Below are 18099 nucleotides of genomic sequence, written 5' to 3' on the forward strand. Positions count from 1 at the left end.
TGCGAGGGGGAACGTTGCCGGCCGGCGGCCGGCACTACCGGAAAACATCACGCAGCGCGTCGCAGGGTTTCGGTCAGCGACTCGATGCTGGCGGCCTTCGGTTTGACCAGCCAGAACTTGCCGATGTAATCGCGGAACTCGTCCAGGATCTGCTGTGCCCAGATGCTGCCGGTCAGTTCGCGATGGCGGCCGATCAGGCGGTGCAGGTGCTGGCGGTAGTTCTCGAAGCCTTCGGCGGATACGCGATGGATGTCGATCAGTTCGTGGTTGTAGCGGTCGACGAAATCGCGGTCCACGTCCAGCACGTAGGCCAGGCCGCCGGTGAAGCCGGCACCGAAGTTCAGGCCGACCTTGCCCAGCACCAGCACCACGCCGTCGGTCATGTACTCGCAGCAGTGGTCACCGGCCCCTTCGACCACCGCCAGCGCGCCGGAATTGCGCACCGCGAAGCGCTCGCCGGCACGACCGGCAGCGAACAGTTCACCGCCGGTGGCGCCGTACAGGCAGGTGTTGCCGATGATCGCGGTACTGCGTGCCTCGAAGCGGGCACCACGCGGCGGGCGCACCACCAGGCGGCCACCGGCCATGCCCTTGCCGACGTAATCGTTGGCCTCGCCTTCCACTTCCAGGTGCAGGCCGCCCACGTTGAAGGCGCCGAAGCTCTGCCCGGCGCTGCCGCGGAAGCGCAGTTCCAGTGGCGCCTCGGCCATGCCCTGGTTGCCATGCGCACGCGCCACCGCCCCGGCCAGGCGGGTGCCGATGCTGCGGTCGGTGTTGTGGATCAGGAAGCGATGCTCGCCACCGCGCTTGTGCTCGATGGCCGGCGCCAGCAGGCCATCCATCTGCGTGGCCAGGCTGTCCGGCGATTCGTACAGGCGCTGCGCGGCGCAGTGGCTGCCCTCGTAGCGGCTGTCGGCCAGCAGGCGCGACAGATCCACGCGCACGCCGTCGCGCGGTGCGGCGTCGATCTGCCGCAGCAGGTCGGTACGGCCGACGATCTCTTCCAGCGAACGCGCGCCCAGGTACGACAGCCAGCCACGCACTTCCTCGGCCAGCAGGCGGAAGAAGTTCTCCACGCGCTCGGGCTGGCCGGTGAAGTGGTTCTCGCGCAGGCGCTCATCCTGGGTGGCCACGCCGGTGGCGCAGTTGTTGAGGTGGCAGATGCGCAGGTACTTGCAGCCCAGCACGATCATCGGCGCGGTGCCGAAGCCGAAGCTGTCCGCGCCCAGCAACGCCGCCTTGACCACGTCCAGGCCGGTCTTCAGGCCGCCGTCGGTCTGCAGCAGGGTCCGCCCGCGCAGGTCGTTGGCCAGCAGTGCCTGGTGCGCTTCGGCCACGCCCAGTTCCCACGGCACGCCGGCGTAGCGGATCGAGCTGACCGGCGAGGCACCGGTGCCGCCGTCATGGCCTGAGATGGTGATCAGGTCCGCACCGGCCTTGACCACGCCCGCCGCAATCGTGCCGACGCCGGCATGGCTGACCAGCTTCACCGACACCAGCGCGGTCGGGTTGACCTGCTTGAGATCGTAGATCAGCTGCGCCAGGTCCTCGATCGAATAGATGTCGTGGTGCGGTGGCGGCGAGATCAGGCCGATGCCCGGGCGCGCATAGCGCAACCGCGCGATCAGCTCGTTGACCTTGTGGCCGGGCAGCTGGCCGCCCTCGCCGGGCTTGGCGCCCTGCGCGACCTTGATCTGCAGCACCTCGGCGTTGACCAGATACTCGGCGGTCACGCCGAAGCGGCCCGAGGCCACCTGCTTGATCTTGCTGCGCTTGGCAGTGCCATAGCGTGCGGGGTCTTCGCCGCCTTCGCCGGAATTGCTGCGGCCACCCAGGCGGTTCATCGCAATCGCCAGCGCCTCGTGCGCCTCAGGTGACAGTGCACCCAGGCTGATCGCCGCGGTATCGAAGCGCGGGAACAGTGCACTGGCCGGTGCCACTTCATCGAGCGGCGTGGGCGTGGCGGCCGGCACCAGTTCCAGCAGGTCGCGTAGTGCCGACGGCGGACGCGCGTGCACCGCATCGCAGTACTGCTGCCAGGCGCGCGGATCACCGCTGCGTGCTGCGCGCTGCAGGGTGGTGACCACGTCCGGGTTGTACATGTGGTACTCGCCGCCGTGCACATACTTCAGCAGGCCGCCGACATCCACGTCCTGCTGCGCGTCCCACGCCTGCGCGCACAGTTCGCGTGCGTCGGTATCCAGGCGCGCGAAGCCGGCGCCACCGATGCGCGAGGCGGTATCCGGGAAGCACAGGTCCACGACCTCCGGTTCCAGGCCGATGATCTCGAACAGCTGCGCGCCGCGGTAGCTGGCCACGGTGCAGATGCCCATCTTCGAGATGATCTTGGACAGGCCCTTGTAGACGCCCTTGCGGTAGCGGCGACCGATCTGCGACTGCTCGCCGCCCTTGCTGAGCTTGAGGATGCCGCGGCGGCCCAGGTCGAACAGGGTCTGGTAGGCCAGGTACGGATACACCGCCGTGGCGCCGAAGCCGAGCAGGCAGGCCATGTGGTGCGGGTCGCGTGCGGTGCCGGTTTCGACGATCAGGTTGACGTCGCAGCGCAGGCCCAGCCGCGAGAGGTGGTGGTGGATGGCGCTGGTGGCGAGCAGGGCATGCACCATCGGCCGCCCGGCCACCGGGTAGCGGTCGGACAGCAGCAGCATCACCATGCCCTCGCGCGCGGCCTGTTCGGCCTCGGCGCAGATGCGCTCGATGCCGGCGCGCAGGCCCTCGTCTTCGCTGTAGGACAGGTCGAGCAGGCGGTTGGCCTGCACGTACTGGTCCATCTTCAGCAGCTGGCGCAGCTTGCGCTGGCTGAGCACCGGTGAGTTGAGGATGACGTGGTTCACCGTCTCCGGACCGGCATGGAAGATGTTGGTCTCCTTGCCGAGCTGGGTGGACAGGGACATCGCGCAGTCTTCGCGCAGTGGATCGATCGGCGGGTTGGTGACCTGCGCGAAGGCCTGGCGGAAATAGTCGTACAGCGGACGGCTGCGCTGGCTCAGCACCGCCATCGGCGTGTCGTCGCCCATCGAGCCGGTGGCTTCCTGTTCGGTCTCGGCCAGCGGCCGCAGCACCTGTTCCACTTCCTCGCTGCTGAGCTGATAGAGCTTGTGGTAACTGCGCAGGGTGCCTTCATCGAACGGCTCCTCTACCAGCGAGGGGTCGATCAGTTCGGTCTGCAGGTAGGTCACGCCCTGCTGCAGCCACTGCTTGTACGGCGCGCGGCCACGGTTGATGCGGTCCACCGCGTCGGAGTCGAGCAGGTCGCCGCGCTTGAGGTCGATGGCGATCATCTCGCCGGGGCCCAGCTTGCCCTTGCGCACCACGCGCTCGGTCGGTACTTCCCACACGCCCGCTTCGGAGGCGACCAGGAAGTGGCGGTCGGCGGTCAGCATCCAGCGTGCCGGGCGCAGGCCGTTGCGGTCGAGGGTACATACGGCGTAGCGGCTGTCGCAGGCGACGATGCCGGCCGGGCCATCCCACGGCTCGCTGTTGAGGCCATGGAATTCGTAGAACGCGGCCAGGTCGGGGTCCTTGAACTCCAGCGACTGGGTGGCCGGGGGCACCAGGATGCGCAGTGCCTGGATCAGTTCCATGCCACCGGACACCATCAGCTCCAGCATGTTGTCCAGGCTCTGCGAGTCTGAACCGTGCATGGAGATCACCGGGTCGAACTCGCCAATGTCGAAGCGCGGCGTCTTCCACACCTTGCTGCGTGCCTGCGCCCAGCGACGGTTGCCCTCGATGGTGTTGATCTCGCCGTTGTGGGCGAGCATCCGGAACGGGTGGGCCAGCGGCCAGCGCGGCAGCGTGTTGGTGGAGAAACGCTGGTGGAACACGATCGCGCTGGAGGCCAGTTCGCGGCGCTGCAGGTCCGGATAGAAACGGCTGAGCTTGTCCGGCAGCACCATGCCCTTGTAGCTGATCGCATCCGGGGTGAGGGTGGTGACGTAGAAATCGGCGTGTTCGCGCAGCTGCTGTTCGCTGCGGCGACGGGCCAGGAACAGCGCCAGCGCGAAGCCGCCGTCATCCTGGCCGACGCCGGCATCGACGAACACCTGCTCGATGCGCGGCAGCGTATCGCGCGCCAGCTGGCCGCAGACGCTGTCGTCGATGGGTACCTCGCGCCAGCCGGCGACCTTGCAGCCGACCGCTTCGACCTGCGCCTGCAGCTGGGTGCGGCAGGCGTGGGCCGCATCGGCATCGTGTGGCAGGAACACGACGCCGGCAGCGAACCGCGCAGCGGGCGTGATGCCGGCTTCGCCGGCCAGCAGTTTCAGGAACGCATCGGGGCGGCGCAGCAGCAGGCCGCAGCCATCACCGGTCAGGCCGTCGGCGGCGACGCCACCACGGTGGGTCATGCGCGAAAGCGCGGCGATGGCGGTATCAACCAACAGGCGCGAAGGTTGATCGTCGAGCTGGGCGACCATGCCAAATCCACAGGCATCGCGCTCGGAGCGCGGGTCGTAAAGCCCTTGGCGGTTGCGGGGGGCCATCTCTACCTCGATGCGGGATGAATTGAACGGGGACACTCAAGCCCGCTCAATCCCTGGAGCGCATCGTGAGGCCACCGGATGCCTCGACTAGATCACAGGTTGCTGCAGCGCCGCAATACACGGTTGCAGGTGCAACAGAACGCGCCGGCAACTCCGTGCCGGCGCGGGGTCGAACTCAGCCGCAGCGCACGCCGCTGACCAGGCCCTTGTCGTCCACTTCGATGTTCAGGCGGTCGCCGAGGAACTCCATCGTGGCCACATCATTGGGCTTCATGACGCGCAGCTGGTGGGCACCGGCATCTTCCTGCGCCTGCTTGCCCAGCGCGTCGGCGTAGGCCTGGCCGACCAGGCTCTGCACCTGGCTGGCATCGCAGGTGCCGACCGGCGGTGCCTCGGTGGCCTTGCCGGCTTCATCGGCCGGTGCCTTGGCGGCTTCGGCAGCCTGCTGGGCATGGGCCGTGGCCGAATCCTGTTCATCCAGCGCCGGTGCCTGGCAGGCGGTCAGGGCCAGCACGGCCGGCAGCAGCAGGGCGGAGAGCGAACGGGCGCGAATCGGGAACGACATCATGACTCCGGAAGGGATTGTGAAAGCCCGAGCATAGCGGCGAACCGACCCTCACGTGTTTGTCTTGTGTTATCGACAGGTTCGCGGCATCGCGGCGGCGACACTGCGGGCATGCCAACCCCCTCTACCCCCGAACGACAGGCTGCGCGTGCTGCAGGCCTGCGCTATGTCGATGACACCCAGCCGGGCATCAGCCGGCGCCGCGCTGGCAAGGGTTTCAGCTATCGCGATGCCGATGGCCACGCGGTCCGCGATGCCGCCACCCTGCAGCGCATCCGCGCGCTGGCGATTCCACCTGCGTATACCGCCGTGTGGATCTGCGCCCACGCCAATGGCCATCTGCAGGCCACCGGCCGCGATGCCCGCGGGCGCAAGCAGTACCGCTACCACGCCAACTGGGCGAAGGAGCGCGACGCCGGCAAGTTCGACCGCATCATCGCCTTTGGCGAGGCGTTGCCCACGCTGCGGCGGCGGCTGTCGCGGGATCTCAAACGGCCCGGGTTTCCGCAGGAAAAGGTACTGGCGATGGTGGTCGCGCTGCTGGCCGATACACTGGTGCGGGTCGGCAACGAAACCTATGCACAGCAGAACCGTTCGTTCGGGCTGACCACACTGCGCAACCGGCATCTGGAACTGCTGCGCGGCGGCCGCGTGCGCATGCGCTTCCGTGGCAAGTCCGGGCAGCTGCAGGAGGTGACCGTGGGCGATCGCAGGCTGGGGCTGCTGGTGCGGCGCCTGCAGCAGCTGCCGGGACAAGCGCTGTTCCAGTACCGCGATGACGACGGTGCGCTGCAGCCGGTGGACTCCGGTGCGGTGAACGATTACCTGCGCGAGGTGATGGGCGAGGACTTCACCGCCAAGGATTTCCGCACCTGGGGCGGTACGGTGGCGGCCGTGCAGGCGTTCGCCGCCACCGAGCTGCCGGAACCGGCCAGCCAGCGTGCCCTGGCGCAGGCGCAGCGTGCGGTGGTGTGCGAGGTGGCGTCGCTGCTGGGCAACACCCCGGCGGTGTGCCGCAAGGCGTACATCGACCCGTGCGTGTTCGCCGGTTGGGAGCGCGGCGAACTGGCCAGGCTGGCCGGCCTGCGTGGGCCGCGCCAGTGGGAACAGGCCACCCTGCGTGTGCTGCGCAGGGCGCGCCGGCTCAGCCGCAGTCGTCAGCCGCAGTAGATCGCGACGATGTTGTTGGTGCGGCCTTTCTCGATGGTCAGGCGGTCGCCGCCTTCGTGTGCCGGAGGCACCCGCGGACCATCGTGGCGCAGCACCCGTACGTGCAGGCTGTCGCTGTCCACGCGTGCGCGGGCCACGGTGGCATCCGACGCAGCAAGACCGAGTGCGCCGCGCACCATGTCGCTGTGGCACTGGCCGGAAATCACGCCGTCGATCGGCTGCACCTGGGCCACCGGCGTGCTGCTGCAGGCGGCGAGGGCAAAGCAGACGGCGGCGGTGGCGATGGCATGTTTCATGGAGGCGTTCCTCGTGTGGTTGCGTGCAGCCTGCGGCGGTGCACGTGGTGGCGCAATGAATACCGTGCACATCGTGGACACGGCGTATTCACCGCTGCCCACAGCATGGGTGGAGACACTGCAGGCGCGGCGGATGCCACCCCCGGTACTGCGGCGCATGCGCCCGGTAGTGCCGGCCGCTGGCCGGCAACCCCATTCCCCCTCGAGGAGACCTGCATGGCCACCACCCGAAAGACCCCCGTCCGCCGCAAGGCCTCGCCCAAAGTGCGCAAAGGCAGCACCGCGACGCAGACCGCTGCCGACCCCGCTCGCCCACGGGTGGTGAAGACCGCGACCCGCAAGGCGGCCGCTAGCGATCCACGGGCCGCGCGCGTGGCGGCCCGGCAGCGACGCCTGCAGGACCAGGAAAAGGCGAAGGATGTGCGCGCGGCAAAGAAGGCTACAAAGAAGACTGCAACCCAGGCCGGCGCACGCCGGCAACCGGAGGCGATGCCGGCCCAGCAGCTGGCCAAGCCCGGGCACGAACACGAACTGCAGCTGGCGCCGCGTTTCCTGGCACCGGACTACGCCGGTAGCGGCAAGCTGCAGGGCATGCGCGCGATCGTCACCGGCGGCGATTCCGGCATCGGCCGTGCGGTGGCGGTACTGTTCGCACGCGAAGGCGCGGATGTGGCGGTGCTGCACCTGGACGAGGCCGAGGATGCCGATGTCACCCGCCAGCATGTGGAACGCGAAGGCGGCCGCTGCGTGGTGATCGCCGGCGACGTGCGCGACCCGCGCTTCTGCAACAAGGCGGTGAAGCAGGTGGCCAAGGCGTTCGGCGGCATCGACATCCTGGTCAACAACGCCGCGTTCCAGCTGCATTGCGAGCGGCTGGAAGACCTGGAAGACGCGCACCTGCAGGAAACCCTGCAGACCAACATCGGCGGTTATATCCAGATGGCGCGCGCGGTGCTGCCGCATCTGGGCGAAGGCGCCAGCATCATCAACACCGGTTCGGAAACCGGCATTTTCGGCAGCAAGGCGCTGATCGATTACTCGGCCACCAAGGGCGCCATCCATGCCTTCACCAAGGCGCTGGCCAGCCAGCTGTTGCCACGCGGCATCCGGGTCAACTGCGTAGCGCCGGGGCCGGTGTGGACGCCGTTGAACCCGGCCGACAAGCAGGCCGAGGATGTCGCCGAATTCGGCAGGGACAGTGACATGGGCCGGCCTGCACAGCCCGAAGAGCTGTCACCCGCCTATGTGTTCCTGGCCTCGCCGGTCTGTGCCAGTTACATCAGCGGGGTGATCCTGCCGGTGATGGGCGGGCCGCGAGGCTGAACCGCCGGGCTGTGCGGAGCCTCCTGAACGAGGCTTCGCGCGGCTGTGTGGCAGGTGTCAAAGGCCCGGCAGGCGCTCTGGAGTAGGCTGGACCCCCACGCCGATCACGTTCAAGGACCGACCATGCCCGAACTGGATATCAACGCAGCGGCCGACGAAGTCGCTGCCCTGTTGCGGCAGAACGACGTGCGCGGTGCCGCCGCCCGCCTGGACGCCCTGCACAGCGGCCAGACCGCGGTGGTGCAGGAAGCGCTGGACCGCTACGTGTCGGTGCGCGCCGCTACCGAGCTCGAGGCGTTGCGGCGCAGCGGAGGTGTTGCCGCAGCAGATGCGGCCACGGTGAACCCGATGCTGGACCGTCTGGGCAACGCGGCGCGTCCACCACGGATGCCCGATGCGGCTGAGACCGCGGGCCTGAGCCAGGCCCAGCAGTACGACGTGTACGGCAGCATCGTGGCCCAGCGCGGCAATACCGCTGCGAATGACGCGATGGCAACGCAGGACCGCGTGGTGCTGGGGCTGCGCGACGAGAACCGCACCACCGAGGCACGTGGGCGTGGCGTCTATGACGATCGCATCGTAGTGCTGTGGAAGGATGCGCAGGGCCATGGCCATGTGCGCGAGTTCAACCAGGCCACGACCGAGCCGACCGCCCAGTACGACGGTCATGCCAAGACCACGCCGCGCAGCCCGGGGTTCGGCGACGTGGCGCCGCGCACCAAGACCGAGGGTGAGGATGTCAACGGCGACCGGGTCAAGGACCTCGGGCGCCTGGGCGAAGGCACCACCGAGATGCGCGCGACCACCCATCCACGCAATGGCCATCCCGATGAGTTCGCGCTGCGTCCTTCGCAGGACGCGATCACCGCGGGCGCCGGACGGGTGGAGCGCGACAGCAATGGCGACGGCTGGTTCGATGCGCGCGATACCCAGGGCGTGCAGGACCTCAACGACACCTTCAAGATCCATCGCGGCAGCCGGTCCAACACCGATTCGGCCGGCTGCCAGACCATCGGCGGCGGAGAGTACGACGACTTCGTGTCGACGGTACGCGGCACGCCTGGGCAGAACCGCTGGCAGTACGTGCTGACCTCGGTTGCACCCGGCCAGACGCGCGAGCTGGGGCAGGACGTGCCGCTCGCGGCCAACGACGACCCCCGCCAGCCGCAGCATCGCGATCATGCCCTGCAGCAGCAGATCAGCACGCGCCTGCAAGCCCTGGGCGGACGCTACGCCGAGCATGCCGAGGACTACAGTCTGGTGATGCTGCGCGAAGCGAAGGCTGCGGGCATCACCCGGGTCGACCAGATCGTGGCCAGCAATCCCAGCGCCGGCCGTGCGGCGGGCGAGACACTGTTCCTGGTGCAGGGCAGCCCTGCTGATCCTGCGGCGCTGCGCGCAGGGGTCAATGCGGCCGAGGTGCGCGAGACCGCGGTGGAATCCAGCCTGCGCCAGCTGCAGCAGCAAACGCGCGAACAGGCTGCGCCTACACCCGCGCCTGCACAACCGCAGGAAGCGCCGGCGATGGGAGGGCGTTGAGCGATGATCCGATCACACCTGATGCCGAGCGTTTCGTTGATGCTGCTGCTGGTCTGCAGCGCCTGTGCGCCCGCTGGAGAGCGCGCCGCGCCGGTAGCGCCCGCCGCCAGCCCGGCGGCGAAACCGGAGGGCTTGCCTGCGCAGACCGTGCCCACTGATCGCGGATTGCCCGCACTGCCGGTAGCCTCCGGCAGCGCCCACCCCGGTGGCCGCTACGAAGCACTGCCGGAACCGGCCAGGCAGGTGCTGGCGCAGTTGAAGTGCAACGTGGAGGGCACCAGCAACGTGCAGGTGCTTTCCATTCCCGCACAGGGTGGCCAGCAGGACGTCATGGTCACCGACAGCAGCGGGCCGCGTTTCCGCTACTGGATGCGGTCGTTCTCCGGCAGTGGCGGTACCACCGGGTATCTGGTGCAGCTGCAGGACTGCCCGGCAACCACCACGGGCATGCGCGCCTACATCGCACAGGGAGCGGCACCGCTGCAGGATGTCACCGCGTCGTTGCTGGCGCAGGCCGAGCTGCCCGACGCGGCGGCGATGGCGGCCTATCAGGGCAAGGGCGCGGGCGATCTGTTCGCCTTCATCGGGCAGCTGGACAAGGTGCCGGTGCTGCGTTGGGTGGCCGAGGCCGATCCCGAACAGCCACTGGCCGCCGATGCGCGCAGCTTCGACCATGGCAATGCGGTTCATGCAGGCTTCCTGCGCTGGAACGAGGACCATTTCGAGGTGGCCAGGACCGTACCTGCCGCGCTGTGGCCCTGCGACGACAGCCCGTTGCTGCCGTGCAAGGGCGACCCGTTCGTGACCGGGCGCTGAGTCGGCAGGTCATCCCCCTACCGTTCGTCGGCCCATGACTTTCGGGGGGTTGACTACAGTTGTCGTCACGCAGACAGTGGCGACACGTGTAGTCAAGGGAGTGGTGTCATGCGTGGCAAGACGATCGGGGACCAGGAACTGGCCCTGCTGCAGTACATCGATGAGCATGCGCCGGCCAGCGTCGGCGAGGTTGCCAGCGGCTACGGCGAGGCCCGCGGCCTGGCCCGCTCCACCGTGCTGACGATGATGGAGCGGCTGCGGGCGAAGGGGTATCTTCAGCGCCAGCAGCAGGACGGCGTCTACCGCTACCAGGCCACCCGTGGCCCGGAGAGCGTTCTGCAGGGCGCGGTGGCGCAGTTCGTCGACAACACCCTGCAGGGCTCGGTGTCGCCGTTCGTGGCCTACCTGTCGAAGCGCCAGCAGGTCAGCGACAACGAACTGGCCGAGCTGGAAGCGCTGGTCGCCCAACTCCAATCGCGCCGCCACGAGGGCTGAGCCATGGACACCACGATGCTGATCCCGATGTTGGAACGCCTGGGCTGGACCAGCCTGCAGACCGTGCTGCTGGTGGCCCTGGTGTATGGCGTGTGCCGCGCGCTGCCATCATTGTCGGCGGCGACCCGCTGCCGCCTGTGGTGGCTGGTGTCGCTGCAGGCCGTGCTCGGCCTGTTCTGGAGCCAGCCGTTGCAGCTGGCCTGGCTGCCGGCACCGCAGGCGGTGGCGATGACCGCGACCGATGTGGCCGCCGATATGGTCTACCCGCTGGCTCCGGAAGCTTCGGCACAGCTGCTGGCCGCAATGCCGATGCCGGCGCCGGACGTGCCGGCGGTGGCGTGGTGGGCCGTCGCACTGGCCGCGCTGTGGGCGTCCGGCGTGCTGCTGATGGCGCTGCGTACCTTCGGTGAGTGGCGTCGCTGCCGCGCGCTGCTGGCAGCGGCCTATCCCTGTGAGGACGAGGCGCTGGTGCAGGCCCTGCAGCTGGCCTCCGATGCGCACGGCGTGCGTCCTGCGCCGCGGTTGTGGATGAGCACGCAGGTGGACGCACCGCAGCTGGTCGGTCCGTTCCGTCCGGTGCTGCTGCTGCCGGCCGGCGACAACGCCCTTCAGGGCGATGCCCTGGACCTGGCCCTGACCCACGAACTGCAGCACCTGCAGCGGCGTGACCTGCAGTGGGGCCTGCTGCCCGCACTGGCCCAGCACCTGTTCTTCTTCCACCCGCTGCTGCGCCTGTCGGTGCGTGAATATGCACAGGCCCGCGAGGAAGCGGTGGATGCAGCGGTGGTTGGCCAGCACGGCGCCAGCCGCCAGGCCTATGGCCGCCTGCTGCTGCAGCTGGGCGTGGCACCGCAGCCGCACCTGGGCGTGGCCAGTGCCGCACCGGATACCACCAGCCTCAAGCGTCGCCTGCTCTCGCTGCAGTCGCGCCGGTCTTGCCCGCGCATCCTGGCGATGGCGTTGACCGCTGTGGTGGTGCTGGTGGGCGTGGCGCCGATGCGACTGGTCGCTGCGCCGGTGCCGCCGGCCCCGCCCGCGCCTCCTGCGGCGCCGAAGGCCGTGGTGCCGCCGCCGCCGAAGGCTCCGAAAGCGCCGCCCGCACCGCCTTCGGCTGCGCGTGTTCCGGCCGCGCCGGTGGCGCCCGTGCCGCCCGCCGAGCCGGCTGACGTCGAGGCGTTGTCAGGTCCGGACGATGTGGATGTGGCGGTCGACGTGGATGTCGATGCCGATGTCGATACCGGCATGCACAGTGAGCACACGACTTCCCGCACCACGTCCATCACCACCTACGGCCGCCTGGACCTGGGCAAATCGCCGCCGGAGGCCTTCGTGCTGGTCGATGGCGATTCGACCTTCGCCAACGGCGGCATGGACGACGTGACGGTCGCCCGCAGGCAGCTCGGCAAGGGCCCGGCGCTGTGGTTCCGCCAGGGTGACAAGCGCTACGTGGTGCGTGACCCGATGATGATCCAGACCCTGCAGCGTGCCTACAGCGGCGCGGTGGATCTGGGCCGCCAGCAGAGCGAACTGGGCCGCCAGCAGAGTGTGCTGGGTCGCCAGCAGGGCGAACTCGGCAGGCAGATGGGCGAGATGGGCCGCCTGCAGGGCGAGGAGGCGCGTCGCATCGCACTGGCCGCCACCGAGGCTGCGCGCAGCGCGATGGCGGCGCATGACATCAACCGCGAAGCGGCGGCGGAAGCGGCGAAGGCGGCGCGCGGTGCGGCCCACGATGCGGCGGCTGCGGCGGAAGCGGTGAAGGCGGTGCGTGGCTTGACCGTAGACGTGGCCGGTGTGCGTGAGGCGGCGCGCAGCGTGACCAACGACATGGCGGGCGCGCGTGAGGCCGCTGCCGAGGCACGTCGTGCGATGCAGGAAGCCCGTGCCGATGCTGCGCAGTCCAGTCGCAGCCGCGACATGCAGCGCCTGGCCAGCCAGCAGTCTGAACTGGCCAGCCGCCAGGCGGCGCTGGGCAGCCAGCAGGCCGCGTTGGGCGAGCGCCAGGCACGCGTGCAGGCCCAGGCATCGCAGCAGGCGCAGCAAGTGATCGCACGCGCACTGGCCAGTGGCAAGGCCGAGCGACTCTGATCGGTAGTGCCGGCCACTGGCCGGCGATGTGGGGTGCCGGCCAGCGGCCGGCACTACCCTGAGCGATCAACCGCAGCTGGCGCGTTCGATCCGGTTCTGCGCGTCCACCTGCACGGTCACGCGGTCCTGGCGGAAGTCCATGGTGACCGCCATGCCCGGCTTGACCACCCGTGCGTTGCGCGCGCCGCTGTCGGCCACCAGCTTCCTGATCGTGGCTTCGTCGGCGGTCTTGCCGGTGAAGGCCTCGAGTGCCTCCGGTTTGCATTCGTGTGCGGCGTCGGCCACGGGCGCTGGCGCGGCATCGTGAGTGGTGCTGCTGCCGGCGTGGCTGCAGGCGGCCAGCGGCAGGATGGCGAGCAGGGCAAACGGAGTGAGGCGCATCGTCGGGCTCCAGGCGTGGATGGTGGCGGCAGTGTCACCGCTGCCACCGTCAGGGCGTGTCAACGCGGCCCTGCGCCATTACTGCCCGACCAGCGCCAGCGTTTCGCGCTCGCGCTGTTCCTCATGCACCAGCCGTTGCAGCAGCAGGGCCAGGGTCACCACGTCCTGGTGGTTGTGATCGGCTACCCGGCGCAGGTTCACCGCATCACCGCCGCGCAGGAAGCGCAGCCATGCACCGGGTGCTTCCGAGCCGGGCAGGTCGTCTTCGCGCACCACGCGCAACAGCTGGCGTTCGATGGTGGACAGCTTGCAGTTCTCCCAGCTGCCGCGATAGCGACGGCGCGTGGGGTAGAGCAGGTCGACATGATCCAGCGCGGTGATCGGGTCTGGCTGCCGGGCCAGCCGGTAGCGCGCCTTCAGCAGGGGCGCATCGTAGCTGCGGCCGTTGTAGCTGCAGAACACGGTGGACGGCTGCAGCCAGCGGGCGAAGGTGGCCAGCATGGCGTCCTCGGCGGCCATCGTGGCCATCAGCAACTGGCGGATGCGCAGGCCTTCGCCACGCTGCGGGCACACGTGCCAGTCGGCCGCGCCGATCATGAAGGCACGCGTGCCGGTGCCACCGGCCAGGCCGGTGGTTTCGGTATCGAAGAACAACAGATCGCGCGCAGCCACGTGCTGGTCTTCGCGCCTGGCGAAGGCCAGCGACAGTGGGGCGGTCGGGATCGGCTGCGGTTGCAGCGATTCGATCAGGAACAGTCCCGGCGCGATCTCCTCGCCGGGCAGTTGTCGATCCTGCGCGCTGGCACGCGTCGGCGCGGCACCGCCGCGCGAGCGCAGGCCGAGCAGGCGATGCAGGCTGCCTACTTCCGGCCGACGCAGCGATGCGGGTGCTGGTGTGGAGGCCGCAGCGCCGGTCGGCTTGTGGCGGATCTCCTGTTCGACCCAGGCGAACACCGAACGTTCGGCCGGTGGTTGCCGCGCATCATTGGCGGCCACGGGTACCGGTGGCGCAGGGGGCACGTCCGGCGCCACCGGCATGGCCGCTTTCGGGTCGCCGGCCTGCTTGCGCAGCAGGCGCAGCTTGTCCAGGCTCAGGCTCACGGTGCCAGCAGCTCCATCGGGTCGCGCGCGGTTACCACCACGTCGGGCACATGCTGGCAGGCGTCGGCATCGAACAGGTCGAGCACACGCAGTGCCAGCGCACGCGGCGAGGTTTCATCTTCTTCCTGCGCGGCCAGTACCGGGCCGACACAGGCCGGGCAGCCGGCCTTGCAGTCACAGCGCTGCACCAGTTCGCGCGCGCGCTGCACCAGCTCGGCCTGGCGTTGCCACAACGGCTCGCTGAGGCCGACGCCGCCCGGGAAGTTGTCGTACAGGTAAACCGTCGGCACGAACTCCTGCAGCAGCTCCACCGCCCCCGGGTCGCCATTGCTGCCGCGCAGCTGGCCACGACCGCTCTGGTCGGCGATCGCAAACCATGCACCATCGCCGTTGCCGACCGACTTCTGCAGGTCGCGCGCATCGGCCATCACCGCGACGGTGGCGACGATGTGCAGCGCATACGCTGCGCCGAGGAAACCATCCAGCGCATCCTGCTTGCTGGCGAACGCACGCAGCAGCAACGCCTGCGGCAACTGCCACCACACCGCGGTGGTGTGCAGTTCCTGGTCGGGCAGGTTCACCGGTCCATAGCCGATGTTCTCGTGGGTGTAGTAGCGGATCTTCTTGTAGCCGGCCACGCGGCGCACCACGTGCACTTCGCCATGGTGCGAATCGCCACGGCCGGCCACGCCACCGTCGAAACGGTCCAGCACCTTGAGCTTGGTGAAGTCGATGCTGTCGGTGTAGTAATCCACATGCGTGCGGGTGACGTAGGCCTTGCGGCCGTCCCAGTCCAGCGTCTCCACCTGGTACGGAGTGGACTGCACCATGTGGATGGCGCCTTCGTACAGGGTGAGTGCGGCGGCGGAATAATCGACCTCGGCGATGATCTGCTGGCGGCCATCGCTGCGGTCGACCACCACGAAGTTGCCGTCGGCCACCGCGCGCAGGCTGACCGCGTTGGCCGGATAGCTGTCGGCGATCCACTCCCAGCGTTCGCCTTCGCGGTGGATCACCTCGGTTTCGGCCAGTGCTTCCAGGAATACCTCCGGATCGATCGGGCCGAAGCCATCGCCGACCCGGAACGGCAGCTCGAACGCTGCGCAGCGGATATGGTCGAACAGGATCAACGGCTGGTCCGGCGCGATGCGCGCGTGCTCGGGCGAGGCCTCGGCGAAGAAGTCCGGATGGCGCACCACGTACTGGTCCAGCGGTTGCGAGCTGGCCACCATCACTCCCAGCGCCGGTTGCTGGCGGCGGCCGGCGCGGCCGAAGCGCTGCCAGGTGGCGGCCACGCTGCCGGGGTAGCCATTGAGGATGACCACGTCCAGGCTGCCGATATCCACGCCCAGTTCCAGCGCCGAGGTGCTGACGATGCCGTCGATGTTGCCGGCACGCATCGCACGCTCGGTCTCGCGGCGTTCGGTGGGCAGGTAACCGCCGCGGTAGGCGCGGATGCGCGGTGGCTTGCGCGGGTCGTGGTCGAAGATGTCCTTCAGGTACTTGGTCAGCACTTCGACCATCAAGCGGGTCTGCGCGAACACCAGGGTCTTCAGCCCGGACTTGATCGCGATGCGCGCGATGCGGTTGCTCTGCGAGCGCGCCGAGGCGCGCAGGCCGAGGTCGGGGTTGATCACCGGCGGATTCCACAACAGCACCTGTTTCGGCCCGCTGGGCGCACCGGATTCAGTGATGGCGGTGACCGGGGCCTCGATCAGCGCCTCGGCATGCGCCTGCGGGTTGCCGATGGTGGCCGAGCACAGGATGAACTGCGGTTGCACGCCGTAGAACGCACAGATGCGCTTGAGCCGACGCAGCACGTTGGTGACATGGCTGCCGAACACGCCGCGGTAGGTGTGTACCTCGTCGATGACGATGTAGCGCAGGTTCTCGAAGAACTGCGCCCACTTGGTGTGATGCGGCAGGATCGCCTGGTGCAGCATGTCCGGGTTGGACACCACGATGTCGCCATGCAGGCGGATCGCCTGCCGCGCATCGCCGGGGGTGTCGCCGTCGAAGGTGAAGGCCTTTACGCCCAGGTCGCCGGCACGGTTGAGTTCCAGCAGCTCGGCCACCTGGTCCTGGGCCAGCGCCTTGGTCGGGAACAGGTACAGCGCCTTGTCCTTGTCCTGCATCGCTGCGCTGACCACCGGCAGGGTGTAGCACAGCGACTTGCCGCTGGCGGTGGGGGTGACGATGGCCACGTGCTCGCCGCGCTGGCTGGCCTCCCAGGCCTCGGCCTGGTGGCTGTAGAGCTGCTCGATGCCACGTGCCTTCAGTGCCGCGGCCAGCGCCGGTGGCACCGAGTCGGGAATGGGGGCGTAGCGGCCCTCGCGGCCGGGAATGGCGAAGCTGCCGGTGATGCGGTCATGGTAGCGGCGCTGCAGTCGCGCGCTGAGCAGGGCGCCGTCGCGGGCGGGCAGGCCATCGCGGGTGGCGAGCTTCTGCTCGGCATCGGCGGTGCGCTTGGCGAGTTCGTAGGCCATGGAAGAGGGAGCCGGGACGGATTGCGAGGGGTCACATGGCACCACACTCACGTCTCAGGATGTGAGACACCGGCATGGGACGGAGTGAACCGTTCAGTGCGCTGGCGGCGGCCGTTCGGCCAGTGCAGCGGAGTACAGGGCCGTCCGACGCAGCGCATGCCGTGTCCTGCGCACGACGCGGATGGGCTGCCACAGCGTGATGGCCAGGGCCAGCAGCCACCACAGCCGCCACGCGTCCGCACGCGCAGCGCCCGCATCGCTGATCAGGTCCGAGCTTGTCCAGCCGAACAACAGCACCACCAGCATCATCCCCAGCCAGGCCAGTGGCCACAGCGCGCCGCTGGGCGGATGGTGGAGGTGGTCCTCCACGCGGGACCAATGCGGTCCCGCGCCCAGTACGACGCCGTCGCTCTCGCGCACGTCCAGCCGTATGCATCTGCCGCTGACGAAGTGCCCGCTGCCCAGCCACTCTGCCGGCAGTTCAATGCGCCGGTCACTGCCGATCAGCCACAACGGCGGATGCTGTGGGTGGAGCGCGAAGTCGGCGAGCCTGCCGCGGACCTGCAGGACACGCTGCGGCGCCGCTGGCCCGTGCCGTCGCGGCCGCGCCAACCAGAACGCAAGCGCGGCGATCGCAAGCAGTGGACTGCACAGCAGCAGCTGCAACCAGAACGGTGAGTCGTCATGCAGGGCGACCGCAGCACCGAGGGCGAGCAATGCCACCAGCAGTCCCGTCCAGCGCGGCGGCCGGTGGCGGCGAAGACGGACTTCCGCAGCATTCTCCATTCGCATGCCAAGTACTTCACTGGGTGCCAGCGAATGCACCCGGTGCCGCCGGGGCCGCAGGACCAGGGGTTCGAAAGGGGCCTCTTCGGCTGCAGTGGTGCGAGCGGCACGCCGCTGAGCGCCGACGATATGGAAGCCGTTCAGGCGCACGACCAGGGCCATGCCATCGGCCAGTACCACCTCGGCGCGATTGTCGGTGGCGATGTGGCGCCAGGCATCGAAGGGCAGCAGGACCGCGATCTCCCCCAGGTCGGCATGATTGATCGCACGCGCACCGAACAGCGAGGCATTGCCGAATGCACCGGACACCACGCGGACCTGGTGGTCGTGGGCGCAACCGGTCAATGCGCGCACCACCGCCAGGGCCGCGTTTTCGTCGTCGCTGAGCACCCGGCAAGGTGGCTGCCGGCGCAGCTCGGCAAAGGCCCGCCTGCGGCGTGACGCCCATTCGGCGTGGGCGACCAGCACCATCGGGGCCAGCAGGAATACCAGGACCAACGCCAGTGCCGGCGACATCAGCAACGGCCGTGGCGTGGAAGACGGGAGGGGAGCGG

The 18099-nt window shown here is 69.0% G+C and carries 13 protein-coding genes; 6 read left to right on the plus strand and 7 right to left on the minus strand.

Annotated features, from left to right (window positions below; all coding sequences use genetic code 11):
• Positions 1-47: 47 nt before the first annotated feature.
• Positions 48-4502 (minus strand): glutamate synthase large subunit, encoded by a 4455-nt coding sequence (gene gltB, locus EGM71_RS00305; protein WP_188486965.1) that lies wholly within the window; start codon positions 4500-4502, stop codon positions 48-50.
• 175 nt (positions 4503-4677) lie between these two features.
• Positions 4678-5067: an I78 family peptidase inhibitor gene (locus EGM71_RS00310; protein WP_014035471.1), complete on the minus strand. Its 390-nt coding sequence runs from the start codon at positions 5065-5067 to the stop codon at positions 4678-4680.
• A 111-nt stretch (positions 5068-5178) separates the two neighbouring features.
• Here EGM71_RS00310 and EGM71_RS00315 point away from each other — a divergent pair, with 111 nt between their 5' ends.
• Positions 5179-6237, plus strand: a complete 1059-nt coding sequence (locus tag EGM71_RS00315; protein ID WP_188486967.1) for a DNA topoisomerase IB — start codon at positions 5179-5181, stop codon at positions 6235-6237.
• Here the strand turns inward: EGM71_RS00315 and EGM71_RS00320 are convergent.
• Positions 6225-6533, minus strand: a complete 309-nt coding sequence (locus EGM71_RS00320) for a hypothetical protein (protein ID WP_075675743.1) — start codon at positions 6531-6533, stop codon at positions 6225-6227. The two genes, EGM71_RS00315 and EGM71_RS00320, sit on opposite strands and share 13 nt — an antisense overlap.
• A 216-nt stretch (positions 6534-6749) precedes the next feature.
• On the opposite strand from EGM71_RS00320, the gene EGM71_RS00325 reads away from it, so the two are divergent.
• From EGM71_RS00325 to EGM71_RS00345, 5 genes are all read left to right on the plus strand, one after another.
• On the plus strand, positions 6750-7856 hold the full coding sequence (locus EGM71_RS00325) for an SDR family oxidoreductase (RefSeq protein ID WP_188486969.1): 1107 nt from the start codon (positions 6750-6752) through the stop codon (positions 7854-7856).
• Positions 7857-7979: 123 nt separating this feature from the next.
• Complete coding sequence (locus EGM71_RS00330; protein ID WP_188486971.1) at positions 7980-9395, plus strand: XVIPCD domain-containing protein; 1416 nt, start codon at positions 7980-7982, stop codon at positions 9393-9395.
• 3 nt (positions 9396-9398) lie between these two features.
• Complete coding sequence (locus EGM71_RS00335) at positions 9399-10211, plus strand: hypothetical protein (RefSeq protein WP_188486973.1); 813 nt, start codon at positions 9399-9401, stop codon at positions 10209-10211.
• A gap of 108 nt (positions 10212-10319) precedes the next feature.
• Positions 10320-10706: a BlaI/MecI/CopY family transcriptional regulator gene (locus tag EGM71_RS00340; RefSeq protein WP_075675736.1), complete on the plus strand. Its 387-nt coding sequence runs from the start codon at positions 10320-10322 to the stop codon at positions 10704-10706.
• A gap of 3 nt (positions 10707-10709) precedes the next feature.
• Complete coding sequence (locus tag EGM71_RS00345) at positions 10710-12791, plus strand: M56 family metallopeptidase (RefSeq protein ID WP_188486975.1); 2082 nt, start codon at positions 10710-10712, stop codon at positions 12789-12791.
• Between the two features lie 66 nt (positions 12792-12857).
• Here the strand turns inward: EGM71_RS00345 and EGM71_RS00350 are convergent, their stop codons facing one another.
• The 4 genes from EGM71_RS00350 to EGM71_RS00365 form a co-directional block, all read right to left on the minus strand.
• Positions 12858-13172 carry an I78 family peptidase inhibitor gene (locus EGM71_RS00350; protein ID WP_188486977.1) on the minus strand — a complete coding sequence of 105 codons (315 nt, stop codon included), beginning with the start codon at positions 13170-13172 and terminating at the stop codon, positions 12858-12860.
• A gap of 78 nt (positions 13173-13250) precedes the next feature.
• Complete coding sequence (locus EGM71_RS00355; RefSeq protein ID WP_188486979.1) at positions 13251-14273, minus strand: ribonuclease H-like domain-containing protein; 1023 nt, start codon at positions 14271-14273, stop codon at positions 13251-13253.
• Positions 14270-16759: a DEAD/DEAH box helicase gene (locus EGM71_RS00360; RefSeq protein WP_188486981.1), complete on the minus strand. Its 2490-nt coding sequence runs from the start codon at positions 16757-16759 to the stop codon at positions 14270-14272. The genes EGM71_RS00355 and EGM71_RS00360 overlap by 4 nt, the downstream gene beginning before the upstream one ends.
• A gap of 93 nt (positions 16760-16852) precedes the next feature.
• A complete protein-coding gene (locus tag EGM71_RS00365; RefSeq protein ID WP_188486983.1) occupies positions 16853-18061 on the minus strand; it encodes a hypothetical protein in 1209 nt (402 codons plus the stop codon).
• Positions 18062-18099 lie beyond the last annotated feature (38 nt).

The sequence above is a fragment of the Stenotrophomonas maltophilia genome (genome assembly GCF_006970445.1).
GTDB classification, from domain to species: Bacteria; Pseudomonadota; Gammaproteobacteria; order Xanthomonadales; family Xanthomonadaceae; genus Stenotrophomonas; species Stenotrophomonas maltophilia_AU.

Bases quoted from the DNA above. Each gene is read 5' to 3' on its own strand.
- EGM71_RS00350 (WP_188486977.1), bottom strand. From the start codon at position 13,172: ATGCGCCTCACTCCGTTTGCCCTGCTCGCCATCCTGCCGCTGGCCGCC.
- EGM71_RS00360 (WP_188486981.1), bottom strand. From the start codon at position 16,759: ATGGCCTACGAACTCGCCAAGCGCACCGCCGATGCCGAGCAGAAGCTC.
- EGM71_RS00320 (WP_075675743.1), bottom strand. From the start codon at position 6,533: ATGAAACATGCCATCGCCACCGCCGCCGTCTGCTTTGCCCTCGCCGCC.
- EGM71_RS00345 (WP_188486975.1), top strand. From the start codon at position 10,710: ATGGACACCACGATGCTGATCCCGATGTTGGAACGCCTGGGCTGGACC.
- EGM71_RS00310 (WP_014035471.1), bottom strand. From the start codon at position 5,067: ATGTCGTTCCCGATTCGCGCCCGTTCGCTCTCCGCCCTGCTGCTGCCG.
- EGM71_RS00330 (WP_188486971.1), top strand. From the start codon at position 7,980: ATGCCCGAACTGGATATCAACGCAGCGGCCGACGAAGTCGCTGCCCTG.
- EGM71_RS00325 (WP_188486969.1), top strand. From the start codon at position 6,750: ATGGCCACCACCCGAAAGACCCCCGTCCGCCGCAAGGCCTCGCCCAAA.
- EGM71_RS00340 (WP_075675736.1), top strand. From the start codon at position 10,320: ATGCGTGGCAAGACGATCGGGGACCAGGAACTGGCCCTGCTGCAGTAC.
- EGM71_RS00335 (WP_188486973.1), top strand. From the start codon at position 9,399: ATGATCCGATCACACCTGATGCCGAGCGTTTCGTTGATGCTGCTGCTG.
- gltB (WP_188486965.1), bottom strand. From the start codon at position 4,502: ATGGCCCCCCGCAACCGCCAAGGGCTTTACGACCCGCGCTCCGAGCGC.
- EGM71_RS00365 (WP_188486983.1), bottom strand. From the start codon at position 18,061: ATGTCGCCGGCACTGGCGTTGGTCCTGGTATTCCTGCTGGCCCCGATG.
- EGM71_RS00315 (WP_188486967.1), top strand. From the start codon at position 5,179: ATGCCAACCCCCTCTACCCCCGAACGACAGGCTGCGCGTGCTGCAGGC.